This is a genomic window from Streptomyces montanus (assembly GCF_005786655.1).
GTDB classification, from domain to species: Bacteria; Actinomycetota; Actinomycetes; order Streptomycetales; family Streptomycetaceae; genus Streptomyces; species Streptomyces sporangiiformans.
The window spans coordinates 170,977-197,262 of record NZ_VBZC01000005.1 but is presented as its reverse complement, the minus strand read 5'-3'; the positions used below and the strand labels follow the sequence as shown (position 1 = coordinate 197,262).

The 26,286-nt window shown below is 70.0% G+C and carries 28 protein-coding genes and 2 pseudogenes; 23 read left to right on the top strand and 7 right to left on the bottom strand.

Features of this window, described 5'->3' with window-relative positions; genetic code table 11:
* The first annotated feature begins 182 nt into the window (after window positions 1-182).
* From FE633_RS06130 to FE633_RS06100, 8 genes are all read left to right on the top strand, one after another.
* Window positions 183-965, top strand: a complete 783-nt coding sequence (locus FE633_RS06130; RefSeq protein WP_138044124.1) for a TIM barrel protein — start codon at window positions 183-185, stop codon at window positions 963-965.
* A 117-nt stretch (window positions 966-1,082) separates the two neighbouring features.
* Window positions 1,083-2,108 carry a Gfo/Idh/MocA family oxidoreductase gene (locus tag FE633_RS06125; protein WP_138044035.1) on the top strand — a complete coding sequence of 342 codons (1,026 nt, stop codon included), beginning with the start codon at window positions 1,083-1,085 and terminating at the stop codon, window positions 2,106-2,108.
* A gap of 244 nt (window positions 2,109-2,352) precedes the next feature.
* Complete coding sequence (locus tag FE633_RS06120; RefSeq protein ID WP_138044034.1) at window positions 2,353-3,012, top strand: TetR/AcrR family transcriptional regulator; 660 nt, start codon at window positions 2,353-2,355, stop codon at window positions 3,010-3,012.
* Between the two features lie 62 nt (window positions 3,013-3,074).
* Window positions 3,075-3,563: a TolB-like translocation protein gene (locus FE633_RS48105; RefSeq protein WP_246113451.1), complete on the top strand. Its 489-nt coding sequence runs from the start codon at window positions 3,075-3,077 to the stop codon at window positions 3,561-3,563.
* Complete coding sequence (locus FE633_RS48100) at window positions 3,449-3,766, top strand: alpha/beta hydrolase family protein (RefSeq protein WP_342791078.1); 318 nt, start codon at window positions 3,449-3,451, stop codon at window positions 3,764-3,766. Before FE633_RS48105 ends, FE633_RS48100 begins: the two co-directional genes overlap by 115 nt.
* 119 nt (window positions 3,767-3,885) lie before the next feature.
* Window positions 3,886-4,581: a DUF3159 domain-containing protein gene (locus FE633_RS06110; RefSeq protein WP_138044033.1), complete on the top strand. Its 696-nt coding sequence runs from the start codon at window positions 3,886-3,888 to the stop codon at window positions 4,579-4,581.
* A 98-nt stretch (window positions 4,582-4,679) separates the two neighbouring features.
* Window positions 4,680-5,333 (top strand): GOLPH3/VPS74 family protein, encoded by a 654-nt coding sequence (locus FE633_RS06105; RefSeq protein ID WP_138044032.1) that lies wholly within the window; start codon window positions 4,680-4,682, stop codon window positions 5,331-5,333.
* 210 nt (window positions 5,334-5,543) lie between these two features.
* Window positions 5,544-6,788 (top strand): phthiocerol/phthiodiolone dimycocerosyl transferase family protein, encoded by a 1,245-nt coding sequence (locus tag FE633_RS06100; RefSeq protein WP_138044031.1) that lies wholly within the window; start codon window positions 5,544-5,546, stop codon window positions 6,786-6,788.
* 49 nt (window positions 6,789-6,837) lie between these two features.
* Here the strand turns inward: FE633_RS06100 and FE633_RS06095 are convergent, their stop codons facing one another.
* Window positions 6,838-7,221 (bottom strand): winged helix-turn-helix transcriptional regulator, encoded by a 384-nt coding sequence (locus FE633_RS06095; protein ID WP_138044030.1) that lies wholly within the window; start codon window positions 7,219-7,221, stop codon window positions 6,838-6,840.
* A gap of 100 nt (window positions 7,222-7,321) precedes the next feature.
* Here FE633_RS06095 and FE633_RS06090 point away from each other — a divergent pair, with 100 nt between their 5' ends.
* Window positions 7,322-7,723, top strand: coding sequence for a RidA family protein (locus FE633_RS06090; protein ID WP_138044029.1), 402 nt, complete (start codon window positions 7,322-7,324; stop codon window positions 7,721-7,723).
* Window positions 7,724-7,992: 269 nt separating this feature from the next.
* Here FE633_RS06090 and FE633_RS06085 read toward each other — a convergent pair whose 3' ends face one another.
* A complete protein-coding gene (locus FE633_RS06085; protein WP_138044028.1) occupies window positions 7,993-8,553 on the bottom strand; it encodes an NAD(P)H-dependent oxidoreductase in 561 nt (186 codons plus the stop codon).
* Between the two features lie 115 nt (window positions 8,554-8,668).
* Between FE633_RS06085 and FE633_RS06080 the strand changes: the two genes are divergently transcribed.
* The 6 genes and pseudogenes from FE633_RS06080 (at window position 8,669) to FE633_RS06060 (ending at window position 13,847) form a co-directional block, all read left to right on the top strand.
* The gene (locus FE633_RS06080; RefSeq protein ID WP_138044027.1) at window positions 8,669-9,319 is read left to right on the top strand and encodes a TetR/AcrR family transcriptional regulator; all 651 of its coding nucleotides are present in this window, start codon (window positions 8,669-8,671) and stop codon (window positions 9,317-9,319) included.
* 112 nt (window positions 9,320-9,431) lie between these two features.
* The gene (locus FE633_RS06075; RefSeq protein WP_138044123.1) at window positions 9,432-10,406 is read left to right on the top strand and encodes a phosphotransferase family protein; all 975 of its coding nucleotides are present in this window, start codon (window positions 9,432-9,434) and stop codon (window positions 10,404-10,406) included.
* 98 nt (window positions 10,407-10,504) lie between these two features.
* Window positions 10,505-11,110: pseudogene (locus tag FE633_RS49430) on the top strand (RICIN domain-containing protein); the annotation flags it as partial.
* Window positions 11,111-11,317: 207 nt separating this feature from the next.
* Window positions 11,318-12,025, top strand: a pseudogene (locus FE633_RS06070) (pectate lyase); the annotation flags it as partial.
* A 107-nt stretch (window positions 12,026-12,132) separates the two neighbouring features.
* Window positions 12,133-13,221 carry a sensor histidine kinase gene (locus FE633_RS06065; protein WP_246113458.1) on the top strand — a complete coding sequence of 363 codons (1,089 nt, stop codon included), beginning with the start codon at window positions 12,133-12,135 and terminating at the stop codon, window positions 13,219-13,221.
* Window positions 13,209-13,847 carry a response regulator transcription factor gene (locus tag FE633_RS06060; protein ID WP_138044024.1) on the top strand — a complete coding sequence of 213 codons (639 nt, stop codon included), beginning with the start codon at window positions 13,209-13,211 and terminating at the stop codon, window positions 13,845-13,847. The genes FE633_RS06065 and FE633_RS06060 overlap by 13 nt, the downstream gene beginning before the upstream one ends.
* Before the next feature lie 37 nt (window positions 13,848-13,884).
* Here the strand turns inward: FE633_RS06060 and FE633_RS06055 are convergent, their stop codons facing one another.
* Genes FE633_RS06055 through FE633_RS06045 form a run of 3 tightly spaced genes read right to left on the bottom strand, consistent with a single transcriptional unit; the run spans window position 13,885 to window position 16,406 of the window.
* Window positions 13,885-14,610, bottom strand: a complete 726-nt coding sequence (locus tag FE633_RS06055) for an FAD:protein FMN transferase (RefSeq protein ID WP_138044023.1) — start codon at window positions 14,608-14,610, stop codon at window positions 13,885-13,887.
* Window position 14,611: 1 nt separating this feature from the next.
* Window positions 14,612-15,052, bottom strand: a complete 441-nt coding sequence (locus FE633_RS06050) for an FMN-binding protein (protein WP_138044022.1) — start codon at window positions 15,050-15,052, stop codon at window positions 14,612-14,614.
* A 10-nt stretch (window positions 15,053-15,062) separates the two neighbouring features.
* Window positions 15,063-16,406, bottom strand: a complete 1,344-nt coding sequence (locus FE633_RS06045) for a ferredoxin reductase family protein (RefSeq protein WP_246113450.1) — start codon at window positions 16,404-16,406, stop codon at window positions 15,063-15,065.
* A gap of 151 nt (window positions 16,407-16,557) precedes the next feature.
* Between FE633_RS06045 and FE633_RS06040 the strand changes: the two genes are divergently transcribed.
* Together FE633_RS06040 and FE633_RS06035 are read left to right on the top strand one after the other, a co-directional pair.
* A complete protein-coding gene (locus FE633_RS06040) occupies window positions 16,558-17,247 on the top strand; it encodes a response regulator transcription factor (RefSeq protein ID WP_138044021.1) in 690 nt (229 codons plus the stop codon).
* Window positions 17,244-18,689: a sensor histidine kinase gene (locus FE633_RS06035; RefSeq protein ID WP_138044020.1), complete on the top strand. Its 1,446-nt coding sequence runs from the start codon at window positions 17,244-17,246 to the stop codon at window positions 18,687-18,689. Before FE633_RS06040 ends, FE633_RS06035 begins: the two co-directional genes overlap by 4 nt.
* A gap of 74 nt (window positions 18,690-18,763) precedes the next feature.
* Here the strand turns inward: FE633_RS06035 and FE633_RS06030 are convergent, their stop codons facing one another.
* Complete coding sequence (locus FE633_RS06030) at window positions 18,764-19,705, bottom strand: ornithine cyclodeaminase family protein (RefSeq protein ID WP_138044019.1); 942 nt, start codon at window positions 19,703-19,705, stop codon at window positions 18,764-18,766.
* 92 nt (window positions 19,706-19,797) lie between these two features.
* Between FE633_RS06030 and FE633_RS06025 the strand changes: the two genes are divergently transcribed.
* From FE633_RS06025 to FE633_RS06000, 6 genes are all read left to right on the top strand, one after another.
* A complete protein-coding gene (locus FE633_RS06025) occupies window positions 19,798-20,448 on the top strand; it encodes a GntR family transcriptional regulator (RefSeq protein ID WP_138044018.1) in 651 nt (216 codons plus the stop codon).
* Between the two features lie 88 nt (window positions 20,449-20,536).
* The gene (locus FE633_RS06020) at window positions 20,537-21,286 is read left to right on the top strand and encodes a PIG-L deacetylase family protein (RefSeq protein ID WP_138044017.1); all 750 of its coding nucleotides are present in this window, start codon (window positions 20,537-20,539) and stop codon (window positions 21,284-21,286) included.
* Entirely contained in the window at window positions 21,283-21,993 is a 711-nt protein-coding gene (locus FE633_RS06015; protein WP_138044016.1) for a 4-carboxy-4-hydroxy-2-oxoadipate aldolase/oxaloacetate decarboxylase, read from the top strand. Before FE633_RS06020 ends, FE633_RS06015 begins: the two co-directional genes overlap by 4 nt.
* Window positions 21,990-23,132, top strand: coding sequence for a 4-oxalomesaconate tautomerase (locus tag FE633_RS06010; RefSeq protein ID WP_246113449.1), 1,143 nt, complete (start codon window positions 21,990-21,992; stop codon window positions 23,130-23,132). The genes FE633_RS06015 and FE633_RS06010 overlap by 4 nt, the downstream gene beginning before the upstream one ends.
* Before the next feature lie 10 nt (window positions 23,133-23,142).
* On the top strand, window positions 23,143-24,093 hold the full coding sequence (locus FE633_RS06005) for a catechol 2,3-dioxygenase (protein WP_138044015.1): 951 nt from the start codon (window positions 23,143-23,145) through the stop codon (window positions 24,091-24,093).
* Between the two features lie 87 nt (window positions 24,094-24,180).
* Window positions 24,181-24,369 carry a hypothetical protein gene (locus FE633_RS06000; RefSeq protein WP_138044014.1) on the top strand — a complete coding sequence of 63 codons (189 nt, stop codon included), beginning with the start codon at window positions 24,181-24,183 and terminating at the stop codon, window positions 24,367-24,369.
* 109 nt (window positions 24,370-24,478) lie between these two features.
* Here FE633_RS06000 and FE633_RS05995 read toward each other — a convergent pair whose 3' ends face one another.
* Window positions 24,479-26,233, bottom strand: a complete 1,755-nt coding sequence (locus tag FE633_RS05995) for an RICIN domain-containing protein (protein WP_138044120.1) — start codon at window positions 26,231-26,233, stop codon at window positions 24,479-24,481.
* Between the last annotated feature and the right edge of the window lie 53 nt (window positions 26,234-26,286).

Sequence of the window (26,286 nt, the reverse complement as noted above, 5' to 3'; positions counted from 1 at the left end):
TCCCTGGTCGGGGTCGTCTCCTGGGAGCCGACTATAGAACGTTCTAGCCTTCGCGGGCCGCCGGGGCCTTGACAGGGGTGGGCGACGGCTGGCGTACTGCTGCTCCGCAGATGCTTCTAGAACGTTCTAGTCCGCGCTGCTAGAACGTTCTAGCCAATCGCGGGGAGAGAAGGTACGTGGCGATGTACGCACTGGCGGTCTGCGCCGAGATGGTGTTCGTGGATCTGCCCATCGACGAGCGGGCACGGCGCATTCACGACGCCGGCTTCCAGGTCGAGATCTGGGACTGGACCCGGCACGACCTCGACGCTCTGGCCCGGACCCCGGCCGACTTCTCCTCCATGACCGGTTACATCCGCGGCAGTCTGACCGACGAGGAGGGTGCGGCCGAACTCCTGCGCACCGCCGAGCAGTCGCTCCAGGCGGCCGAGCAACTGGGCTGCCCCCGGCTGAACCTGCACGGCACCGGACTGGACGGCGATGGCCTGCCGGTGGTGCCGGTGACCGGTGAGGCCACCGGAGAGATGTGGATCGCCGCCCACCGCACGCTCACCCGCCTCGCCGGCCTGGCCGAGAGCGCCGGGGTGGTCTTCACGCTGGAGAACCTCAACACTGCCGTCGACCACCCCGGTGTGCCGTTCGCGACGGCCGCCGACACCCTGGCGCTGGTCGCGGCCGTGGACCGGCCCGGGCTGCGGATGAATCTGGACCTGTACCACGCCCAGATCGGCGAGGGGAATCTGATCGAGCTGGTCCGCATGGCCCATGCCCTGGGCCTGATCGGCGAGATCCAGGTGGCCGACGTCCCCGGCCGCCGCGAACCCGGAACCGGGGAGATCAACTATCCCGCCGTCGCCCGCGCCCTGGCGGACCTGGGATACGAGGGCACGGTCGCGATGGAGGCGTGGGCCTCCGGCGACAGCGAGCTCGCCCTGGAGCGCTTCCGCTCAGCCTTCACCCCCTGAAGGCCCCTGCTTTCACCCGCTGGAAGACCCCTGCTTCACCTCTGAAGACCCCTGAGCACCACCGACTGCATCTGACGATCCTGACGACCTCTGACGACGACGTACGGAGAACCCAGCATGACCACCCAGCAGCCTCTTGCCGTCGGCCTCATCGGCGTCGGACGGATGGGTTCGTTCCACGCCGAGACCCTCGCCCACCGGCTTCCGGGCGTCCGGCTCGCCGCCCTGGCCGACCCGGCCCCGGGTGCCGCGCGGAGCCTGGGCGACCGGCTCGGTTGCGCCACCACCTGCACGGACATCGGTGAACTGCTCGCCGACCCGCGGATCGACGCGGTGGTGATAGCCACCCCGGCCCGCACCCACGCCGGCCTCGTCGAGGCGGCGGCCAAGGCGGGCAAGGCGGTCTACTGCGAGAAGCCCATGGCCGTCACCCTCGCCGAGGCCGACCGCGCCATCGCGGCCGCCGCCGACGCGGGCGTACCGCTCCAGGTGGGCTTCAACCGCCGCTACGACGCGGGTTTCCGGGCCGCCCACGAGAAGGTCGCCGCCGGCGACGTCGGCACACCGCAGCTGTTGCGCTCGCTCACCCGAGATCCCCAACTGGCCGATCCGGCCCGCATAGCGCCGTGGACGATCTTCCTGGAGACCCTCATCCACGACTTCGACGTCCTGCGGCACCTCAACCCCGGTGCCGAACCCGTCGAAGTCTTCGCCATGGCCGACGCCCTGGTCCGCCCCGACTTCAAGGACCGCGGCCTGCTCGACACCGCCGTTGTCACCGTCCGCTTCGACAACGGCGCCCTCGCCACCGCCGAGGCCAGCTTCCAGGCCGTCTACGGCTACGACGTACGCGCCGAGGTCTTCGGCTCGGCCGGGATGCTCACCATGGGCGACGTCCGCCGCACCCACCTGACCGCATACGGCCCGGACGGTGTCGCCGCCGAGTCCGTCACCTACGACCAGCACCTCTTCCACGACGCCTACGTGGCCGAACTCGCCGACTTCGCCGACAGCGTCCGCACCGGGCGCATCCCCTCCGTCACCGGCGAGGACGCGCGCGCCGCCCTGTCCATAGCCCTCGCCGCCATCCGATCCGTCACCACGGGCGGCACCGTCCGCGTCGACGAGCTCCAGGACCGGTGACGTCCACGTACATGTCCCCGGCCGCAGGCGCGACGGACGTCGTGCTGTTCACGGATCCGGCCAACCCCACCAGCACCCTCGGTCCCGGAAGCTGATCACCGCGCTGCACCAAGCCGGTCAAGCCGCTGCTACGGCCCCTCGGGCCTCCCGGAACCGAAGCACTTCAGGTCCGCTCACCTTGCGGTCTGTCACTTAGTGACATAACGTCGCTTGATGACATTGCGAGGAGAGGGTGAGCGGTGCCATGACGATGGAGAAGCGCAGCGGAGGAGGGATGAGCGAGCAGCGGCGTGCGCGGCTGCGGCTGGAGATCTCCCGGGAGGCGGCGCGCCTGTTCTGGGAGCAGGGGGTGGCCGCTACGAGCGGCGATCAGATCGCGGAGGCCGTGGGCCTCTCCACGCGTACCATCTGGCGGCACTTCCGCAGCAAGGAGAGCTGTGCCGAGCCGATCGTCATGCAGGGCGTTGTCACTCTGATGACGGTGCTGCGCAGCTGTCCCCGGCAGAGCCCCCTCGAAGACCACCTGGCCACGGAACTGGCCAGACTCCGTCACGAGGTGCCGCCCGTCGATCTTGCCGACGAGATGCTCGCGATGAAGATGATTCGGCTCGCCGACAGCGAGCCGGCGCTCCGCACGGCGTGGCTGATGGCCTACGACCAGGTGGAACGCGCGATGTGCCTGATCATCGGCGACCGTCTTGAGCGCCCGGCCGGTGATCTGGAGGTGCGTATGCATGCCGCGGCCGCCGCCGCGGCCGTGCGGGTGCTGGAGGAGCACATCGGCGCCGCCCTCCTCGCCGGCGACGACGTCACGGAGTTCACCGACGTGACGGCCGTCTCCCGGCGTTTCGCCCATGCGATCCGCACGGCCACCGGCGGAGTCGTCGGCGACCCCGTCGCCTGAATGAGGGCATCGAGCCCCGAGAAGCGCACCGACCGAACTGCGAACCCAGGAGGCGTATCCGTATGCCCACCCTTCCACGCGAGGTCCCGCACCTCGCCGTCGAGGAATTCTTAGGCGCACCCGTCCGCATCGCCGCATCGATCTCGCCCGCCGGCACCAGGATCGCCTACCTGGCACCGTGGCGGGAGCGGCTGAACATCTGGGTGGAGAGCGTCGATTCGGATGAGGAGGCGCGCTGTGTCACCGCGGACGACAACCGCAGTGTGCACGTCTACCACTGGACGGACGATCCACGCTGGCTGCTCTACGAGCAGGACGGCGACGGCGACGAGAACTGGCACGTCTTCCGGGTCGACTTGGAGACCCCGGATGCCGAGGCGGTCGACCTCACGCCCTTCCCCGGGACCGCGTCGCGATCTTCGGCGGCTACGCCTCCCTGGTCGGCGTCACTTTCACCCCCGACGTCTTCGCCGCCGCGATCGACTTCTGCGGCCCCTCGAACCTCGTCACCTTCCTGCAGACGGTGCCGGAGTTCGTACGGCCCCACCTGATCAACAACTGGTACCTCTTCGCCGGCAACCCCGACGACCCGGAGCAGGAGGCGGAGCTGCGGGCCCGCTCGCCCATCAGCAGGGTGGACGCGATCCGCACACCGCTGATGGTGATCCAGGGCGCCAACGACGTCCGCGTCGTCAAGGCCGAGTCCGACCGCTTCCTCGCCCGCCACCTGGGCGGACGGCCCGACGCGTCGTAACTGACGCCCCGTCGCAGCCAGTCCCGGAGCGAAGCACCGGGACCCACGGCCGGCAGCCAGCAGGGTGGTCACCGCAAGCCGTAATGACACACGACTACTTGGTGAGTTGATCCCGCATCATGACTGAACCCGTACCCCCCTCCCACACGGCGGCCGGCCCGCACGGGCCGGGCAGGATCCCAGGACGCCAGGCGAAGCAGACACCGCTGGAGCAGATGGGCGGCATGACGGGCCTGGTGTACACGATGCTGCCGATCGTGGCCTTCGTGTCGGCCAACTCCGCCTTCGGGCTGACGGCAGCCATTGGCACCGCCGTCGGTGTCGCGCTGGCGATCTCCGTGCTGCGCCTGGTGCGCAAGGAGCCGCTCCAGCCCGCGCTGTCCGGCCTGTTCGGTGTCGCGGTCGCCGCGTTCGTCTCCTGGAAGACCGGCTCGGCCAAGGGCTTCTTCCTGACGGGCATCTGGAGCAACCTCGCCCTCGGCGTACTCTTCCTGCTCTCGGTCCTCGTACGCCTGCCCCTGGCCGGAGTCGTCTGGGGCGCGCTCAGCGGCACCGGGACCGCCTGGCTGAAGGACAAGCCCTCGCGGCACTACTACGACATCGCCACGCTCACGCTCGTGGGAGTCTTCGCGGTCCGGGTCGCCGTCTGGCAGTGGCTGTACGACGAGGACCGCACGGGCTGGCTGGCCGTCGCGAGGATCGCGATGGGCTACCCGCTCCTCGCCCTGGCCCTCCTGGTGGTGCTGTGGGCGGGCCGGCGCTCGGGCAGGCGGCTGAAGGCCCTGGCCGGACAGCAGCCCGCCGGATCGGTCTGAACCGGCCCGGCCCGTACGGCCTTCACGCGACCGGCAACAGCCGCGACCATCCGCTCCGCTCCGCATGACCGACCTGTCGGAAACACTCGGGAAGAGAGATGCACCAGACCCTGCCCCAGCGCCTTTACCTGCTCTGCTACACCGTGGACAAAGGGAAGTTCGAGCTCACCAACCTCCAGGGGCGCGGCCAGCTGCTGCGCGCCGCGGCGCTGACCCAGCTGACCCTCGACGGGTTGCTCGCCGCCAAGGGAGGGAAGGTCGCACGGCGCGCCGCCAAGCCGCCGAGCGATCCCTTCCTCGCCGAGGTGTGGCGTGACGTACCCGCGGAGAAGCCGAAGCACTGGCTCCAGTTCGTGCACAACAAGGCCCACACGGCGGAAAGGCCCATCCGCGAGCAGCTTGCCGCGACGGGTGCGATCACGATCCAGCACGAGAGGTGGCTGGGGCTGCTCGCCGTCGACCGGGTCGCTGTCAACGATCCGCAACAGGTACTCGCCCTGCAGGAGAGGGTACGCAACGCCGTACTCCTCGGCTCCGATCCGGCAGCGATCCCGGTGGACGAGCTGACCATGGCCGTGTTCGCGACCGAAGTCGAGGTGACCAGCGTGTTCACCGGAAACGAGCGCCGCACACACAAGCAGGCGCTCAAGACGCTCGCCGCGCATTACGACGGCGTTGTTCCCGGCCTGCGCAAGGCACTGCGCGACTCGTTCCTGTCGAGCAGGGCGGTCGGGGGCGGTTGGGGAATGTGAGCACCGACCACATATCGGAAGGCGATGGCGCCGGGCCGGACGAGGCGTCATCGGCGGCCATGTCCGACCGGCAGAAGGCGACCAACTGGACCCTGACGGCCGGCCACATCCTGGCCGTGGAGATGAGCCAGTACACGGTCCAACTGCCCGCCGGTCCCGCAGCGTTCACGGTGCTCCGGGCCCGCGACCACCGCGAAGGAAATCGCGAGGATGACCACGAGCCAAGGTCGCATCGTTCGACCGCTGGGCGCATTCGAGCGAACCATCGACTTCTACATGCACCGCAATCCGGTCCAGTTCTCTCTGGTCGCCGAGCTGGATCGCCGAGTGCCGGCGAGCACGTTGGCTTCGGCGCTGGCGGCGCTGCGGGATCGACATCCGTTGCTCGCGGTCGCGGTTGACCGCGCTGCACCCGAGGCTGTGTTCCGGGCATCCCAAGGCGCGATCCCTCTCGATGTGGCTGCGGACGGCACTCCGTGGCGATCCGTCGTCGCCGTCGAGCAGATGCGGCCGATCCCTCCGACACCAGGGCCCCTGGCACGTGCCGTGCTTGTCCCACGGGAGTCGGGGTGCGCCGTAGTACTCACCTTCGCTCACCAGATCGCCGACGGCATCGGCGGTCTGCGGGCTCTGCTGGACCTGGTGGCGGCCCTGGGCGGTGAGGAGTTGGCGCCGAGCAGCAACGTTCCGGAAGCGCAGGAAGATCTTCTCGCCCACGTCGGCGGAGCGGCGGATGCCGGCGACGCCGCGACCAGCACGCCTGAGGAGGATGACGAGCGCATGAGCGCCATCGGCGAGCTCATGCCTTTCTCCGGGCGCAGACCGCACGTCGAAGCTCTCGCCTTGGACCAGGGACTGACCACGCGGCTTGTCCGTCGTTGTCACCTGGAGCGCACTTCAGTGCATGCCGCGCTCTGCGCTGCTGCCACGGTGGTACTCCACCGACGAGGGCGCGCGTTCGTGCGGGTCCTGAGCCCGGTGGACCTGCGCCGTGCGGTCGACCTGCCCGACGAAGTGGTAGTCCGGTTCGCAGGCGCCCGGACGGGGAGCATCGCGCACGACGCGAACAACTTCTGGACGCTTTCTCGGCATACCCGCGCATCGCTCTCTCGTCAGCGCACACCGAATGCGCTGAAGGCCGGTTCGGCGGCTCTCGCAGAGCATCCCCCATCGAGCTGCGGCGACGCCGAGGCAATGATGACCGCCGCCACCGCAGCCGACATCCAGATCACCAACCTCGGGGTCGCACACCCGAGTCGGCAGAGCTTGAGCGCGCTCTCCGATCTGTGGGGCCCCGCGCAGATCACTCAAATGCGAGGCGAGCACCTTCTCGGTGTCGTAACTGTCGGCGGGCAGCTACGGATGACAGAACTGACCCACGACCCTGTCGCCGGGCTCGTCCCAGAGATGGGCGCCGTGCTGGCCGAAGGGTGCGCCGAGTCACCTCGCGGATGAGTGCCTGATTCAAGGAAGCGTGCAACGAGGGCGTGGTGCTGCGCGCCCGTCAGGCGTCGAAGTGACGGCGCGCGTCCTCGATGTGACCGAGGTACTGGTGGGTCCAGCCACACATGGCGTCGACCGTGGTGCGCAGGGCCCGGCCCGGCTCGGTGAGGGTGTACTCGACCCGCGGCGGCACGGTGGGGTGCACCTTCCGGTCGACCAAGCCGTTGCGCTCCAGCATGCGCAGGTTCTGGGTGAGCATCTTGTGGCTGACACCCGCGACCTCGTTCCGCAGCTCACTGAAGCGCAGGGTGCGCTCGCCGAGCGCCTCGATGATCAGGAGCGCCCACTTGTTGGCGACGTCCGAGAAGATTTCCCGCGCCAGAGAGTCCGCGCGCCTCAGGTCAGCGTCCTCGGGCAGGCCCTTGAGCAGCTGCTTGGTCACCATCAGGTTCCCCAGTCACCGAAAAGTGCGTTCTTCCAGGTCAGCTGTCACTCTCCTACAGTTTCTGAGTAACCGCAAGAGAGCAAGCCAGGAAGGGCGAGCCATGGCCACCATCGAGGTCTTCAACCACAACGTGCCGGCCGAGAGCGACTTCGGCTACTCGCAGGCGATCAAGTCCGGCGAGCTGATCCACGTCTCCGGACAGCTCTCGCTCGACGACGCGGGCGAGTTCCTCTACGCGGACGACTTCGCCGCCCAGCTCAAGCAGACCTACGCCAACATGGACAAGGTCCTGGACCACTACGGAGTCACGCGGAACCAGGTCGTCTCGCAGGTCCTCTACGTGGTGAACCTGCGGCAGAACGCCGCGGCGACGGCGGAGGGCAACCTGGCGTACTTCGGCGACCACCGCCCGGCCAGCACGGTTTTCGGCATCACTGAACTGACCTTCCCCGGCCAGGTCATCGAGATCAGCTTCGTCGTCGACACGAAGCTTCCCGCCTGAGGTCGCTCGCAGCGCGCGGCACGGCTTGGCCGACCTCCGGGAGAAGGTCACCGGGTGGCCGCCGCTTCCGCCTCGCAGGTCCCACAGCCCTCTGGGGTTTCCGTTCGTGGAACGGTCACGGTCATTTTGCCCGGCGGCTCATGTCGGTCGGCGCATGGCTTCCGGGACCGCGTCGTACCCGTCGGTGGCGTGGCGTCCTTGGCGCGCCGCCGACGGGTGCCGTCGTCAGGCCGCGGCGGATGGAGCCTCAGTCCGCGGCGGTGTGCTCGTCAGGCCGCGGCGGTCGCGGTCTGGGAGGTGAGCTGCTTGATGACCTCGGTCAGACCGGCGACCACCTCGTGGTCGTCGCCGGGGTGGGTCTCGGCGAAGCGGGTGACCGAGCCGGGGATGGACAGCTTGACGTCCTCCAGCACGGCGGCGCCGGCGATGCCGATGGACTTGCGGGCGTCGTCCTGCGCCCAGACGCCGCCGTACTGACCGAACGCGGTGCCGACCACGGCCACCGGCTTGCCGGAGACGGCGCCGCCGCCGAACGGGCGGGACAGCCAGTCGATCGCGTTCTTCAGCACGGCCGGCATGGTGCCGTTGTACTCCGGCGAGAACAGAAGGAACGCGTCGGCCTGTCCGGCCACCGCGCGCAGCCGGACAGCCGCCTCGGGCACGCTGCCCTCGACGTCGATGTCCTCGTTGTAGAACGGCACATCGGCCAGTCCTTCGAAGAGCTCGACCTCGACGTCGGCGGGGGCGTGCTTGACGGCCGCCTCGGCGAGCTGACGGTTGTGGGAACCGGCGCGAAGGCTGCCGACGAGCGCGAGGATACGTACAGACATGAGCGGTACTCCCAGGTGGAACGTGCGATGAGGAACCGGACCGTGGTCCGGTTTAATTTGTACCAGCTAAGCGGACCGCGGTCCAGGTCTATTCCCGGGAGGCTACGCTGAAGGCATGACCGAGCCGCTCCCGCCTTCTCCCGCCGTGCACGACGTCTCCCGTCGGGTGGATCTCACGCTCTGCACACCGGAGGAGCAGCCCCGTCTGCGAGCCGACGCCGCGCGCAACCGTACGCGCCTGCTGGAGGTGGCCGCCAAGCTCGCCACCGAGCGCGGTGCCGCGAACGTGACCATGGAGGCCGTGGCCTGCGCCGCCCAGGTCGGCAAGGGCACCGTCTTCCGGCGGTTCGGTGACCGCGCCGGACTCATGCTGGCGCTCCTGGACCACCATGAGCAGCGGCTCCAAGCCGCCTTCCTGACCGGTCCGCCCCCGCTGGGGCCGGACGCCCCGGCCGCCGAGCGGCTGCGCGCCTTCGGCCCGGCCGTCATGCGTCACGAACAGGCCAACCGCGATCTCTATCTGGCCGCCAACGCGGACTTGGGCCGTCATTACGGCTCCGCGGCCTATCACCTCCGGGTCGGTCATGTCGCCCTGTTGCTACGGCAGTTGAGAGCCGACGCCGACACGGCGCTCGTGGCGCACACCCTGCTCGGGAGTCTTGAGATCACACTCGTCGAACACCTGCTGGCGCAGCGGGGGATGACCATGGAACGACTGGAGGCCGGCTGGTACGAACTCGTCGAGCGCCTGGGCGTGGGCGCGTAGGGCTGCCCCTGAGCTTGTACGGTGGCTGCCCAGTCGTCCGCACGTCGATGCTCCCGTAGGGTGCGCAGGTTGTCGCGAGGGAGAGGCGGTTCAGAGCGTGGCACCCAGGGCAGTGACGCAGGATCAGCTGGCGGGTGCGGTGAGGGCCGCGCTGGGCGGCGGGCGGCGGCTGGAGGCGGTTGAGCGGGTCGCGGGCGGTAGCAAGAAGGGCGTGTACCGCCTGGTGATGGACGACGCAACGACTGCGATCGCCTACGTGTGGGACGACGCCGAGAACTACTGGCCGGCCGCCGAGGGCGACGACGACCTCACCGACCCGTTCTCGCCCGGCCTCGGACTCGACCTGTTCGAGGCAGCGCACGCGCGGCTGGACACGCTTGGCGTCCGCGTCCCGGCCATCCGTCTCGTCGACCGCGACGGCGCCCACTGTCCGGCCGACCTCGCGATCGTCGAGGACCTTCCGGGCGAGGACCTGGAGGAGCTGCTCGCGCGCGACCCGAGTGCGGCTGCCCCGGTCATGGCCCGGCTCGGAGAGGCACTTGAGGTGATGCGGCACCATCGGGCGTCCACGTACGGCAAGGTGGCCGTGGTCGACGGGGGAGGTACGTCGCGCGGGACGTCCTGCGAGGGGGTCGTCCTGGACCGTGCGCTGCGGGACCTGGCCGAGGCGGCGTCGCGTGATCCGCGGATCGCGGGAGCCCGCGACCGGCTGGAGGAGCGGCTGCTGGGACTGGCGGCGGCGGTGTGGCCGCGCGCGGAGTACGCGGTCGTGCACGGCGAACTGGGGCCTGACCACGTGCTGGTGGACGCGGGCGGGAACCCTGTGCCGATCGACATCGAGGGCTTGATGTACTTCGACGTCGAGTGGGAGCACGTTTTTCTGCGGATCCGCCTGCACGACGCCTACCGGCCGCTGAGGGTGGACGGACTGGATGAGGACCGGCTCGCGTTCTACATGCTCGCGCAGCGTCTGTCGCTGACAGCTGGTCCGCTGCGGCTGCTCGACGGGGACTTCCCCGACCGGGCGTTCATGGCGGGCATCGCCGAGCACAACCTGAAGAAGGCGCTGGAACTGCTCCACGCCTGAATGTAGTCGCCCGCCGTCCTCTGACACACTCCCAGGCCGGCCCGCCCGAAGATCAAGAACGGGACTTGAAAACGCGCCCTGAAAAACTGTTATCGGCGGTGTCGCTGCCCGTCCCCTGTGCGAGAACCCTTCAGCCCCGTGCGGGTGCTGACGGCAACCTTTCGTGCGATCAAGGGCGACAGACGGGGCAAGGGGTAACCGATCCTCGGAACGAGAGCGACGACGTGGGTAAGAGAGCAGCTCCGCGCGGGGCGCGGAGCGGTGGGAGGAAGCGCCGAAGAGGCGTGCTGATCGGTGTGGTGGCCGTGGCCCTGGGCGGGGGTGCCGTCACCGGTTGGGCACTCGTGTCGTCCTCCGCGTCCGAACCCGAGGCCGGCACGTACCGGCTGGTGAACGCCTCCGACGGTATGTGCCTGACCGCGCCGTCGAGCGGTACGCAGCCCGCCGCGGCGGCTTGCGACGGTGCCGCCACGCAGAGCTGGCAACTGGCGGAATCCGGCGGCGGCTTCACCGTGAAGGCCGTGGCCGGCGGCCGTTGCGCCGGAGTGGTGAGTACGTCGACCTCGGCCGGCAAGGCCGTGCGGCAGCAGACCTGTGGCAAGGGCCTTTCGCAGGTCTGGAAGCCGCGCCCCTCGGGCAAGGCGTACCAACTGGTCAACGCGGCCAGCGGACGGTGCCTGAACGTCAGGGGCGGGCTTGCCCAGCAGAACCCCTGTGATCAGGCGAGCCGAAAGACCTGGAAGCTGATGGCGGTGACCGGTTCGTCACCGTCGTCCACGAAGGCCCCGTCCTCCCTGTCCCCGGCGACGCCTTCCTCTACATCCACGTCCGCCTCGCCCTCGCCGTCGAAGTCGAAGGCCACGAGCAAGCGCAAGAACCCCAAGGCCTCGGACGCTTCGTCGCGCACCCCTTCCACCAGCACCGCTCTCGGCGCATGGCCCACGGCCACCGCCCGCAAAACGGTGTCGGCGACCATCGAGGTCTCCGGAAGTTACGACGGCGGCCTCAGACGCTACTCCGGCTCCGGCGCGCTGGGCAGCGACGGTCAGGACGAGGATCAGGGCCCGCTGTTCGAGCTGGCCGACGGCGCCGTGCTGCAGAACGTCATCCTGGGCTCCCCGGCCGCCGACGGTGTGCACTGCCTGGGCAGCTGCACGCTGCGGAACGTGTGGTGGGAGGACGTCGGCGAGGACGCGGCGACCTTCGAGGGCACGTCGGCCTCGGCCAGGTACCTCGTCGTGGGCGGCGGTGCGCGGAACGCGGACGACAAGGTCCTGCAGCACAACGGCGCGGGCACGCTGACGATCAAGAACTTCCAGGTCGAGAACTTCGGCAAGCTCTACCGCTCGTGCGGCAACTGCGAGACCCAGTACGAGCGCCACGTCGTGGTCAGCAACGTACGGGTGACCGGCCCCGGCAAGGCGTTGGTCGGCGTCAACGTCAACTACGGGGACACCGCCACGCTGTCCGGCATCACCTTCGTCGGAGGCAGCGGCAAGGAGATCTCGGTGTGCCAGCGCTTCCAGGGCAACGACACCGGCGACGAACCGACCACGGTGGGCAGCGGCCCGGACGGCACCCACTGCCGCTACACCCCCTCGGACATCACCTACGGGTGATCCGCCACGGTCGGCGTGCCCCACAGGGGAGGGCACGCCGACCGGGAGGCGGTGGAGTGGGCGGCGCATGGCTGGGGCGCCCGCCCGGAACCGGGGGCCCGCCCGAGCTGGGTCTCGCCCGCGCGCCGGCATCCAAGTGGCCTAATCTGAACGCCGGGCTGCTGCCCGAGACGGTACTGCTGGTACGCCGGATCGCCGGAGCCAAACGGCACCAGGCGGCGGCGTGGACGGGGCAGGAGATCCCGGAGGCGTACCAGCCGATCACGGGCCCGCTGCGCGAGCGACTGCGCACAGCGGTCCGGGACCCCGGCACCCTCGCCGATCTGCGCTGGATGGTCGCCTACTACGGCTACGGCTACGGCTGCCTGCCGTGTCTCGCGCTCCCGCTGTGGCCGGTCGGCCTGGTCGTCGACGGCGTGTGGTGCGGGCTGCTGGGGCGCGACGCGGTCGTACTGCCGCTGATCAGCCGTCTCGCGGACCTGGACGCCCGTTGGTCGACCGCCCTGCTCAAGCCCTCGCCGACGGCGCGGCTCGCCGAGCGGGTCGAGGAGCTGACCGAGACCCGGGCGGGCGCGGTCGCCGCGCACGGCGCCGAGCTGCGCCGTATCGAGCGGGACCTGCACGACGGCACGCAGGCACGGCTGGTGTCGCTGTCCATGCGGATCGGGCTCGCGAAACGGGCCTACGACCGCGACCCGCGGGCCGCGCGCGCACTCCTCGACGACGCGCAGGACCAGGCGGAGGAGGCACTGACCGAGCTGCGGCACGTCGTCCGCGGCATCCATCCGCCGATCCTCACCGACCGGGGCCTGGCGGGCGCTGTCCGGGCGCTCGCCGCGAGCAGCGGGCTCGACGTCACCGTGCGGGTGGACGGCCTGGAGGACGGCGACCGTGCGGAGAACGCGCCGCGGGCCCCGGCGGCGGTAGAGGCCGCCGCGTACTTCGTGGTGGCCGAGTCGCTGACGAACGCCGCCAAGGACAGCGGATCCGACCGGGCCGAGGTCCAACTCGCCCGTACGACCACGGGGTTGAGGGTGCTGGTGCGCGACGAGGGCCGGGGCGGGGCCGACGAAGCCGGCGGCTCCGGACTGCTGGGGATGCGGCGCCGCATCGCCGCGCTCGACGGAACCCTTCTCGTGACCAGCCCCGCCGGGGGGCCGACCGTGATCGAAGTGGAGCTGCCGTGCGTGTGGTGATCGCCGAGGACAACGCCCTGCTCCGCGAGGGCCTGGTCCTGCTGGTGACGTCGGCCGGGCACGAGGTCGTGGCCGGCAGCGGGCCCGAAGTGCTGCCCGCACTGCTCGCGCACCGCCCGGACGCCGCCGTGCTCGACGTGCGGATGCCGCCCGGCTTCCGTGACGAGGGCCTGCGCGCCGCGCTCGCGGCACGCGAGGAAATCCCCGGGCTGCCGGTGCTCGTGCTGTCGCGGTACGTGGAGGAGTCGTACGCCGCCGAGCTGCTGGGCGGCGGCGCGAGCGGGGTCGGATATCTCCTCAAGGACCGGGTGGGCCGGGTGGACGAGTTCCTCGACGCGCTGGAGCGGGTCGCGTCCGGCGGCACGGCCCTCGACCCCGAGGTGGTGAGCGAACTGCTGACCCGCCGCCATGACTCACCCGTGGACTCGCTGACCCCACGCGAGCGCGAGGTCCTGGAGCTGATGGCCGAGGGGCTCGACAACACCACCATCGCCAAGACCCTGGTCGTCACGGAACGCGCGGTCAGCAAACACATCGGCAACGTGTTCCTCAAGCTGGGCCTGCCGCCGAGCGACAGCGGCCACCGAAGGGTGCTTGCGGTGCTCGCGTACCTGAACAAGCCGTAGGACGGGGGCTGAGGCGGCGACGGTGAGCCCCGGCGTCTCAAGCAGCGACGGGAAGCCCCGGCGTGCGCAGGACCCGGCGCTCGGCGTCCACGGCGAACACTTCGCAGCCGTCCTGGGAGGCGGCCCATTCGATGCCCTCCACGCCCATCGCGAACGCCGCGGTCGCCGTCGCGTCCGCGTCGGTCAGCGACCGTGCGACGACGGTCATGCTGAGCAGACCGGTGGCGGGACGGCCGGTGCGCCCGTCCACGATGTGGTCGCCCCGTTCGTACCGCGCGGAGGTCGCCACGGCGCCGTCGGTGACGTTCAGCACTGTGCACAGCCGGTCTGACTGCTCCGGGTGCCGTACGCCCACCCGCCACGGGCCGCCGGCGGTGACGACGTCGCCGCCGGCGTTCACACAGAACCTCGTGGCGCCGGCGCTCGAGAGCAGCTCCGCCGCCCGCTGCACCGACCAGCCCTTCACCACCGCGCAGGGGTCGAGGCCGCGGCCGGGCAGCCGTACGTCGAACGCGCCGCGGGTCGCGACGCGGTAGTACTCGCACAGTTCGAGGACCTCGGACAGGTCCGGGCTGACGTCCTCGGCGAGCACCTCGCCCCGGTCCAGCCGGCAGACCTCGCTGTCGGGCTTGAAGGGGCTGAACCGCGCGTCGACCTCACGCAGCCACGCGAACACCTCGTCCGCGGCGGCCTCCGGGTCGGCCGCCCCGTCGTCGACGCGCACCGAGACGGGGAAGCCCATGATGTGTTCGACGCGCAGCACGTCAGGCGCCCTTCGCGTCGATCGCGGCCTGGAGCGACTCCTTGTACCCGTCGCTGGTGATCGTGGCGCCGGACACCGTGTCGATGTCGGCGCTCTGCGCGTCCAGCGTCGCCGATATCAGCTTCGGCACGGCGGCCGTCGTCTGCGGGTGGTTGGGCTGCTGCAGCATCCGTACGGCGCTGATCTTGTCCCCTTCGAAGGTCACCTCCACCTGCACGGCGCCCTTCGAGGTGTTGACGGTGGAGCCCTTGACGGTCTTCGTGGCGGTGGAGCCCGACGACGAGGACGACGAGGACGAGGAAGAGGAAGAAGAGGAAGCCGACGGGGTCGGCGTCGACGGAGCCGCCTCGGTGGTCTCCGTCGTACCGCTGGACGGTGCGTAGCGCCACAGCGGGATCAGGGCGGCGACGGTCAGGGCCAGGACAGGCAGTGCTCGCTTCATGGTGTCCCCCTTATCCGGCCAGGCTGAAGCGCTCGGCGTGAATCTGCGGCTTGGGCACGCCGAGCTCGCGCAGGGTGCGCAGCACGGCGGTCGTCATGCCGGGCGGTCCGCAGACATAGACGTCCCGGTCGGCGACGTCCGGCACGAGCCGCGAGAGCTCCTGCGGGGCCAGCTTGTCCGGGGCGGCCGGTCCGGTGACCAGATGCAGCTGGGCGCCCTTGGCGTGGGCCAGCCGCGCCAGCTCGTCGTAGAGCACCGCGTCCTGGTCCGTGGCGACCCGGTAGATGAGCACGACGTGGCCGTGCAGTTCCTCCAGCAGGGCCCGGACGGGGGTGATGCCGACGCCGCCCGCGACGAGCAAGGTGTCCGGCTGGGTGCGGTGCAGCGTCGTGAAGGCGCCGTAGGGGCCCTCGGCGAACACCCGCGTGCCCACCTTGAGGTGCCGCAGGGCCGCGGTACCGTCGCCGGCGATCTTCGCGGTGAGCCGGAGCTGTGTCCCGTCGGGCGCGGCCGACAGCGAGAACGGGTTCGCCTGCCACCAGCGGCCCTTGGTCAGGAACCGCCAGAGGAAAAACTGACCGGCGCGCGCGGGCAGGCGGTCCAGGTCGCGGCCGGTGATGTAGATCGAGACGACGTGGTCGGACTCGGGCACCACGGCCGTCACCCGCAGCCGGTGCCGCAGGTTCCGCCACAGCGGCAGCGCCAGACGGCCCACGAACACCGAGGTGAGCGCCACGCCCCAGAGGATGTACCAGTACGTCTTGGCGGTGGACGAGGCGGTGAAGGTCGTACCCACCGCGACCTGGTGGGTGAACGCCAGCACCACCGCGAGGTAGGTGTAGAGGTGGATGAAGTGCCAGGTCTCATACGCCAGCCGACGCCGGGCGAACCGTGCCGAGACGACGCCGACCACGATGATCAGCGCGAGTGCGACGATGGCACGCAGCACGCCCTCGATGGTCTCGGCGAGATCCACCAGCTGGTCCACCGGACCCATCGACGACGCCTGTGCGTAGCCGAAGACGATGAAGACGGCATGGGTGACCAGCATCCACAGCAGGCTGAAGCCGACCCAGCGGTGCCAGGACGTCAGGCGGTCCATGCCGATGCGCCGGTCGAACCACGGCAGCCGGGCGACGAGAAGCAGCTGGAAGGCCATCAGCAGCGCGCCGTACAGCCCGGCGAGCCGGCCCAGCACGATGAGGGCGTTCGACGCACCGAACCCGGCCTGGACGAAGAAGAAGGTCACCACGCCCACGTTCGCGGCCAGCAAGGTGTACAGACCGGTGCGGGCCACCACTTTGGGGCGGACCGCCGTGGGGGGTGGCGGCTGGACACGTTGGACAGTCGTCACGGACGGCAACTCCTTGATCGGATCCTGGGGACTCGAGCTTCGCCGGTGGGAGCTGTCGTTTTCCTGTCGCACAACTTTCAAGTTTTTATCGATCCGGTCCCGGCGGGCAGGCGGGTGTGGCTCCGGCAACCACGTGAAGCAGTATGAGGACGTGGAAAAAGTACGAGTCCTCGTCGTGGACGACGATCCGCCCATCGCCGACCTCGTCGCGACGGTCGCCCGCTACGAGGGCTGGGAGGCGGTCACCGCGTACACCGGCGAGGAGGCGCTGCGGCAGGCCGCCGAGTTCCAGCCGGACATCGTGGTGCTCGATCTGATGCTCCCCGACCTGGACGGGTTCGGCGTGCTCGACCGGCTGCGGCTGTCCGGGACGATGGTGCCCGTCGTGTTCCTCACCGCACGCGACGGCGTCGCCGACCGGGTCGCGGGCCTCACTCGGGGCGGCGACGACTATCTGGTCAAGCCGTTCGCGGTGGAGGAACTCATGGCCAGGCTGCGGACCGTGTTGCGGCGCAGCGCCGGCCCCGGGTTCCAGCGGTCCGTGCTCAAGGTGGCGGACCTGACGATGGACGAGGACACCCGCGAGGTGCGCCGGGGCGAGAAGTTGCTGACGCTCACGCCGACCGAGTACGAGGTGCTCCGCTATCTGATGCGCAAGTCGCCGACCGTACTGACCAAGGCGCAGATCCTCGATCATGTCTGGGAGTACGGCTTCGGAGGCCGCTCCAACGTGGTGGAACTCGTCATCAGCCGGCTGCGCCGCAAGCTCGACGACACGGGCGAGCCGCTGATCCACACCGTGCGGGGATTCGGGTATGTGATCCGGCTGGCCGCCGAGTGATCGGCAGGCTGAGGCGGACCTATCGCAGGATGCGGCTGGGCACACGGCTGGCACTTGGTCTGGGCGCCCTGGCACTGGTCGTGTTCGCCGTCGTCGGCACGGCCTTGACGACGTACATGCGGGACTATCTGTCGGCCCAGCTCAACGAGCAGCTCAAGCTCGCCCAGATCGCCCAGTCCAAGAGCATCGCGGATCACGGCACGCTCCAGGGAAAGAAGTACTACCGCTGGTACTACGCCGTGTACGACATGTCGGGCGGCACACCTGTGCTCCGCAGGCCCGAGGACCCCGCCGACCTGCCGAAGGACGTCCACGAATTCACCGCCCTGGCCGGGGCCCAGGCCGCCTCGGACTCGGAGCTCCTGCGCACCGAGAACCTCAAGGGCAAGGGCACCTACCGGCTGCGCGCCTGCGAGGTCGAACCCGGGGTGGTCCTGGTGAGCGCCGCGCCCATGGACGACATCGAGGACACCGTCAGCCAGCTGATCACGATCCAGGTCGTCACGTTCGTACTCGCGCTGCTCGCACTGGTGATCTTCGGCCGCAGGATGCTGCGGCGCGGTCTGAAGCCGCTGAGCGACATGGCGCACACCGCGCAAGGCATCAGCTCGCACGACCTGACCGAATCGGCGGCGCGGCTGCCGCTGCGTGCCGACGGCAGGGACGGCGGCCAGGAGGTCGAGGAACTCCGTACGGCGTTCAATACGATGCTGGAGCACATCGACGACTCCCTCGCCGTGCGCGCGGAGGCGGAGCAGCGGCTCCGCCGGTTCGTCGCGGACGCCTCGCACGAGCTGCGCACGCCCCTGATGTCGGTGCGCGGGTACGCGGACCTGTTCCAGTACGCGGCCGCCCACTCGCCCGAGGAACGGGACAAGCATCTGGCGCGGCTTCGTGCCGAGGCCGCCAGGATGGGAATGCTCCTGGACGACCTGCTGCTGCTCGCCCGCCTGGACGCCGCCGAGGTGGAGCAGCCGCTGCGACTGGAGGACGCGGACCTCGTGGAACTGGTGCGGCAGGCGGCGGACGCCTTCCGCGCGAGCCGGCCGGACCACCCGCTGACCGTGACGGCCGGCCCCGATCCGGTACGGCTGCGGCTCGACCCCCTGCGCATCCGGCAGGTGCTGGACAACCTGCTCACCAACGCCGGCGTGCACACCCCGGCCGGCACGAAGGTGTCGCTGGACGTGTCCGTCTCGTCCGGTACGGCGACGGTCCGGGTCGGTGACAGCGGGCCGGGTATACCGGCCGCCGACCAGGCCCGGGTCTTCGACCGCTTCTACCGGATCGACAAAGCCCGCAGCCGCGACCGCGGCGGCAGCGGACTCGGCCTCGCGGTCGCACGGTCCCTGCTGCGGGCGCACGGCGGCACCGTCGAACTGACCAGCCGACCGGGCGCGACGGCCTTCACCCTCAAGATCCCCCTGAGCCGGACGGCCTGAGCCCCGTCGGTCCGGGAACAGGCCTCCGGCTCTCTCGGCCGCGTACCACGCCCCCCGAGACCGAGGGGCGGGCTTCACCCCCGTGTCGCCTCGAAGTGGGCCGCGGCGACCACCAGGTCCTGCCAGGCCATCCCGACTCCCTTGAAGAAGCGCGGTCGGCCTGGAGGGAGTTCGCGCCCGCCCCGTACCAAGTCGGCGAGGCCCACCAGCGCACCGGGATCCAGGGCCCTCGCCTCCACGGCCTGGATCACGTCGCCGGCCTCGCGCAGCGCGGCCGAGACGGCCTCGACCACCACCGTGGAACGGGCGACGGCCGTCTCGTCGACCTCCCGGGCCTCCGGCTCATGTGATCCGACAGCCAGCACGGTCGCCGACTCGGGCACCAGGGAACCGTCGAACAGCGGGGTGCGCGCCGTGGTGCAGCACGCGACGAGGTCGGCGTGCGCGACGTCGCCCGGGCCTCCCACCCGCGCGCCGGCTTCCTCGGCGAACACACGGGTGCGTTCGGCGTCCCGGCCGACGACCACGACCTCCTGGATCGGCCGGACGCACCGCAGGGCCTCAAGATGGGAGCGCGCCTGCGGTCCCGTACCGAACAGCACGAGCCTGCTCGCATCCGGCTCGGCCAGCGCGTCGGCAGCCACCGCCGATACCGCGGCGGTGCGTACGGACGTGAGCGCGATCCCGTCCAGCAACGCCAGCGGGGTGAGCGTCTCGCCGTCCAGCAGCAGGTAGTTGCCCTGGATTCGGGGCAGCCCCCGTGCCGCGTTGTCCGGCGCCGCGGTCGCCACCTTGACGCCGGCGTAGGAGCCCCAGCTCGCCGGCATGAGCAACAACTGGCCGTGGGGCACCGGGATGATCGAGCGGGGCGGGCCCGCTTCCGGGTCCAGGCCGTCGAGCAGGCTCGTACGCAGAGCGTCGATGGCCGCCTCCATGGGCGGCGCGCCCTCCAGAAAAGTGATCACGGCTGACAGCCCTCCGGAACGGATCGCGGGTTCGAGGAAGAATCGTGCCATCCCGCACCTGTCGGCAATATGTGAAACGAAATTGTTGACAATCTTGGGGGCCTGGATTTACGTTCCACAGGCACTCACACAGGGAGGGCACGATGGCGGAGGAAGCCCGGCCGGGCACCGGGGAGCAGGCCAAGCAGCACGCACTGACGCGGCTGCGGCAGGCGATCACGCGTGGGGAGATGGCACCCGCCCAGCGGCTCGTGGAGAACGAGCTCGCCGAGCAGTTCGGCGTGACCCGTGCCAGCATCCGGGCCGCGCTGATCGATCTGGCCTCCGAGGGACTGGTCGAGCGGATCCGCAACCGCGGATCACGGGTGCGGGTGGTGACGGTCGAGGAAGCGGTGGCCATCACCGAGTGCCGCATGGTCCTCGAAGGGCTGTGCGCGGCCAAGGCGGCCGTCGAGGCCAGTGACGAACAGCTGGCCGAGCTGGCCGATGTGGGTACGGCGATGACGAAAGCGGTCGCCGACGGTGAGCCGGTGACCTACTCCGAGCTCAACCAGGAACTGCACGCCCGGATCAGGGAGTTCTCCGGCCAGCAGGTGGCCGTGGAACTGCTGGAGCGGCTCAATGCGCAGCTGGTGCGCCATCGTTTTCAGCTCGCGCTGAGGCCTGGGCGTCCACAGCAGTCCCTGGGTGAACACCTGGCCATGATCGAAGCGATCAGGGTCCGGGATCCGCGGGCGGCCGAAGCGGCCGCCCGCGCCCACCTCACGAGCGTGATCGACGCATTGCGCGCATGACGACGCAGTGCGCGAGTGACGACGCATAGCGGGCGTCACGCCGTCCGGGGGCGGGGCAACCGACCTGTCCAGCAAGGAGATTCCAGCCATGACCTACGAACAGGCGCCCGCACCCCCACGATCGACGCTCGTCATCACCGCGCACGCCGGGGACTTCGTGTGGCGGGCGGGAGGAGCCATCGCCCTGGCCGCCTCACGGGGTGAGCGGGTGACCATCGCGTGCCTGACCTACGGGGAGCGCGGCGAGTCCGCCAAGGCATGGCGCGAGGGCAAGTCGCTGGAGGAGATCAAGGGGATACGACGGGACGAGGCCGAGCGGGCAGCCGCGACCCTCGGAGCCGAGGTGCGCTTCCTCGACGCGGGCGACTACCCTCTCCTGGCCACCCCCGAGCTGACCGACCAACTGGTGGGCATCTACCGCGAGATCCAGCCCGACATCGTGCTCACCCACCCGCTCACCGACCCGTACAACGGCGACCACCCGGCGGCGGCCCGCATGGCGCTGGACGCGCGCGTGCTGGCCCAGGCGATCGGCTACCCCGCCCCGGGAGACGTGCTGGGGGCGCCGCCGGTGTTCTTCTTCGAGCCCCATCAGCCCGAGATGTGCGACTTCACCCCCGAGGTGCTGCTGGACATCACCGAGGTGTTCGAGACGAAGCGCAGAGCCATGGAGTGCCTGTCGGCGCAGCAGCACCTGTGGGACTACTACACCGACCTGGCCAAGCGGCGCGGGGTGCAGCTCAAGCGCAACGCCGGTCCCAACCTTGGTCTCCCGCACACCACTTGCAGCGAGGCGTACATGCGCCCCTACCCGCAGGTCACGGAGGAACTGGCATGAACGGCGTGATCATCACCAACCCGCCCAAGGCCGCCGAGAAGGACGTGGCCGCCCTGTCCGGATACGGCGTCGCCACCGTGCACGAGGCGCTCGGCCGCACCGGCTGCCTCGGCCCCGGCCTGCGGCCCATCCAGCAGGGCGCGCGGATCGCCGGCACCGCCGTCACGGTGCTGAGCCGGCCGGGCGACAACCTCATGATCCATGCGGCGGTGGAGCAGTGCGGCGAGGGCGACATTCTCGTCGTCGCCACCACCTCGCCCTCCACGGACGGCATGTTCGGCGAGCTGTTCGCCACCGCGCTGCAGCGCCGGGGCGTGCGCGGTCTGGTCATCGACGCCGGGGTGCGCGACACCGCCGAGCTGCGCGCCATGGGATTCCCGGTCTGGTCGGCAGCCGTGTGTGCACAGGGCACCGTGAAGGCGACGGCCGGCTCGGTCAACGTGCCCGTCGTGATCGGCGGGCAGTGCGTCCGGCCCGGCGACGTCGTCCTCGCCGACGACGACGGCGTGATGTACGTGCCCCGCGAGCGGTCCGGCGAGGCCGTGGAAGCGGCCGAGGCGCGCACCGCGAAGGAAGAGGCGTCCCGGGCCGCCTTCGCCGAGGGCCAGTTGGGCCTCGACCGCTACGGGCTGCGCGAGACGCTCGTACGCCTCGGCGTGCGGTACCAGTCGTACGAGGAGTACCAGCGGAACGGACCGAGGCCGTGACCGCGCCCGAGGAGGTGCGCTGCATGCTCCTGCGCGGTGGCACCTCCAAGGGCGCCTACTTCCTGGCCGAGGACCTGCCCGCCGACCCCGCCTTGCGCGACGACCTGCTGCTGCGCGTCATGGGCAGCCCCGACCCGCGCCAGATCGACGGCCTGGGCGGGGCGCACCCCCTGACGAGCAAGGTCGCCGTGGTCGGCGCCTCGGCCGATCCCGAGGCGGATGTCGACTACCTGTTCCTGCAGATCGGCGTCGACGCCGCAGAGGTGTCCGACCGGCAGAACTGCGGCAACCTCCTCGCCGGGGTCGGCCCCTTCGCCGTCGAACGCGGGCTGCTCGCCGCCGGGGACGGACGGACCTCCGTGCGCATCCGCATGCTCAACACCGGGGACCACGCCGTCGCGACCTTCCCCACCCCGGGCGGACGTGTCGACTACACCGGCTCCGCCGGGATATCCGGCGTGCCGGGGACCGCCGCGCCCGTGGTGATCGAGTTCCCGGTGAGCGGCAGCCCGCTGCTGCCCACCGGCAAGGTCCGCGACACCCTCGCCGGGGCGCCGGTGACCTGCGTGGACAACGGCATGCCGACCGTACTGATCGCCGCCTCCGCCCTGAAGGTCACCGGATACGAGGACCCCAGGGATCTGGAGGGAGATCCGGCCCTCGCCGGCCGGCTCCGTGAAATCCGCCTGGAAGCAGGCCACTCGATGGGCCTCGGTGATGTCGAAGGCAGCACCGTGCCCAAGCTCAGCCTGCTGGCGGCGCCCCTGCACGGCGGCGCGGTCATGACCCGCACCTTCATCCCGGTCCGCTGCCACACCTCCATCGGCGTCCTGGGAGCCGCGAGCGTCGCCGCCGGACTGCGTATCGAGGGCGGGGTCGGCCAGGACGTGGCCCATCTGCCCGAGGGGCACGTAGGCCACGGGGGAGCGGAGCGGCTGCGCATCGAACACCCCACCGGGTTCCTCGACATCGAGACCAGCATCGAGTACGGCGCCGAGGGCGCCACCCCCGTGGTCCGGCGTACCGCGGTCGTACGCACCGCACGGAAGATCTTCGACGGCACCGTCTTCCCCCGCTCCACCGGCACCGCGCCTTACCCGCACGCCACACCTGGACGGATCCCCGCACGCCACTCCTAAGGAGACGATGATGGCTCCGCCGCTCGGAGACATCGCCCACCTCGGGCATGTCGAACTGCTGACCCCGGACCTGGACCGCAGCGTCTGGTTCTTCACCACCCTCCTCGGCCTGACCGAGAACGGCCGCTCCGGTGACTCCGTCCACCTGCGGACCTGGGACGACTACGAGCACCACAGCCTGACCCTGACCGCCCACTCCACCTCCGGCCTGCGCCGCACCGCCCTGCGCACCTCCAGCGAGGAGGCCCTCCTGCGCCGGGTCAAGGAGTTGGAGAGCGCCGGCCGGGCGGGCCGCTGGGTGGAGGACGAGCCGGGCATTGGTCCGCTGTACGTCACCAGCGACCCCGACGGCCACGAACTCGCCCTGTACTGGGAGAGCGAGTGGTACGAGGCGCCGCCCGGGCTGAGGCCCGGCCTGAAGAACCAGCCCCAGGCCAAACCCGGCCAGGGAGTGGGCGTTCGCCGCCTGGACCACGTCAACTTCCTTGCCGCCGACGTCGGTTCCAACGCCGCCTTCACCCGCGATCTGCTCGGCGCCCGCCCCACCGAGCAGATCGTGCTCGACAGCGGGAAGGTGGCCGCCCAGTGGCTGACCTTCACCAACAAGTCGTACGACGTCGTCTACACCGAGGACTGGACGGGCTCGAGCGGACGTCTGCACCACATCGCGTTCGCCACCGATACCCGTGAGGACATCCTGCGCGCCGCCGATCTGTGCCTCGACAACGACGTGTTCATCGAAACGGGCCCGCACAAGCACGCCATCCAGCAGACGTTCTTCCTCTACGTCTACGAGCCGGGCGGCAACCGCATCGAACTGTGCAACCCGCTCACCCGTCTGGTCCTCGCCCCCGACTGGCCGCTGATCACCTGGACCCAGGCCGAACGGGCCAGGGGCCAGGCATGGGGACTGAAGACCATCGAGTCCTTCCACACCCACGGCACACCGCCGGTCGACTGACCTCGTCAGACCGGCGGAACACCCCGCCCCGGTAGGAGGAACAATGATGTCCTCCTCTGCCTCCTCGACATCTTCATCTACGGCTCCGTGCTGACCCACATGCTGGAGCAGAAGGCTCTCGGCCTCGACGCCTCCCAGGCCGGCGACATCGGCAGCCACGCCACCTTCGACCGGTTCGGCGCGGTGCGCGTCGCCACCGTCTGGTTCGCGCTCAGCGCCGTCGGCTGGACCGGGATGGGCCGCGGATCAACCTCACCGGCCTGCGCACCTCACTGAGAACGCAGCAGAAGAGCACCGCACGACAGCTGACCGCCAGCAGCTGACACTCCCCGCGGCCGCCCATGCCCGCCCGCCGACAGGGACGTCGGCGGCGAGCAGGCGGCATTCACTGGACGAGCTCCCACTCCTGCGAGCCGTCACCGGCCGCGTTCTGCAAGGTGAGCGGCGCCCCGTCGGACGCACCGGTCAAGTACAGGTTCGTGTTCTTGACCGCCTGCAGTTTGTAGAACCCGTCGTCGGTCTTGATGAGGTTCCAGCTGCCCGTAGCGCTGTTGTCGACCCACTGGCCGATCCTCTGACCGACCGTCGCGTTCCCTGTCCAGATGGCAGCCGCTCGGCCGCCCGACTTGTTGAGCAGCGTCACGCCGCCTTTCGGCTCGGTCACCACGTGCCAGAACTGGGTGTCCGCGTTCGCCGCTGAGCCGGGGTTCTCCAGGACGACGTCAGGAACGTCTCCGTTACCGATGTTCGCGTCGTTGGTCTTGTTCCCGGTGCCGATCACCTGGTCGGTCTTCCGGTTCACGAGCTGGTAGTAGGCGCCGTGCGAGTGGCCGAGATCAACCTCGGCGTGGGCGAGCGTCGATGTGCCTTGGTTCCGAAGTATCGCGACGCGTCCGGTGCCCTCGACGTACTGCAGGTTGCGGCTGTATCCGGCTCCCAGGGTCGTCTGGTACTCCTTCCACACGCCGTCGCTGCGTCCGCTCTCGTTGACCCAGACGTTGCCGCTACCGCCGTTGGCGTTGTACACCATTCGCCCCCCGGGGAGCCGGATGACGACCGGGCTGCCGCCTGTCGTGAGAGGACGGGAGCCGGCATCGACCCGCAGCGAGGTGACGGACTCGCCCGTGGGGGAGCCGCGATAGAACTCCAGCGGGTTGTCGGCGATCCGGTACCTGGTGTTGGCTCCGCCGCCCCAGTACTCGTAGGTGAGGAGCCACTTGCCGTCCGTCGTCCGGACGACGTTCGTCATGCCCGGCCGCCCGCCGCCGATCTCCGTCTTGCCGACTCCCATGTCCTGGGTCAGTCCCGCGAGGTCGACGACGGGGCCGCTCCACTTCGCACCGCGGCCGTCCCAGGTCTTGTGGACGAGGATCTGGCCGTGCGAATCCGGGGCGGTGTCGTTCGCGGGGTCCGGTGTCGGGACGCCGGTGGCCGGGTCGAAGCCGAGGTAGTCGTTCTCGTCGGAGTAGTAGCAGACGAGCTTTCCCTTGTGGACCATCAAGTACGGCTCCCAGAGGGGATCCACCTGCTTGTGCGTGTTCGCGTCGGCGATGTTCTGGCCGACCGCGCCCGCGCTGCCACCCTGCCAGCCGCCTGTCGCGACGACGTTGACGACCTTCCAGGTCGCACCTTCGTCGGTGCTGGAGTAGAGGGCGATCGCCATGTCACTGCGGTCTCCGTCGTTGGACGGCGTCCAGTTCGGGTCGGCCGCCTTGTGCTCCTTGTAGTAGGCGTCGTCGCCCGACACGACACTCGCGAGGAGCAGCGTGCCCTGCTTCAGGTTCCCGACGTCCTGCGGGAGCACGTAGAGATACGGGTTCGTCCAGTTGCTCTTGTACTTCGCGTACTGGGGATCACTGGAGAGGTACGCCGGAGCCTTGACCTCGGACAGAGGCTGCCACGTCGTTCCGTGGTCGTCGCTCTTGTAGACCGGGAGGGTCTGTCTGTCGGCACTTCCCGTCTCCGGCACGACAGTGGACTTCTCGAACGATGCGACCAGACGTCCGCTCCGCAGCTGCGCCGATTTGGGGTAGATCGCGCAGTTGCCCCGCCCTTTCAGGCATGGTTCATCGCCGAGCTGGTACAGGATCCCGCCCGTCGGGTTGTACGCCTGCGCACTGCCCATGGGTACCGCCAGCATCGCGGATGCCGCGACGAAGCCTCCCAGCCTCTTTCCCAGCCTTCTTCCCTGCA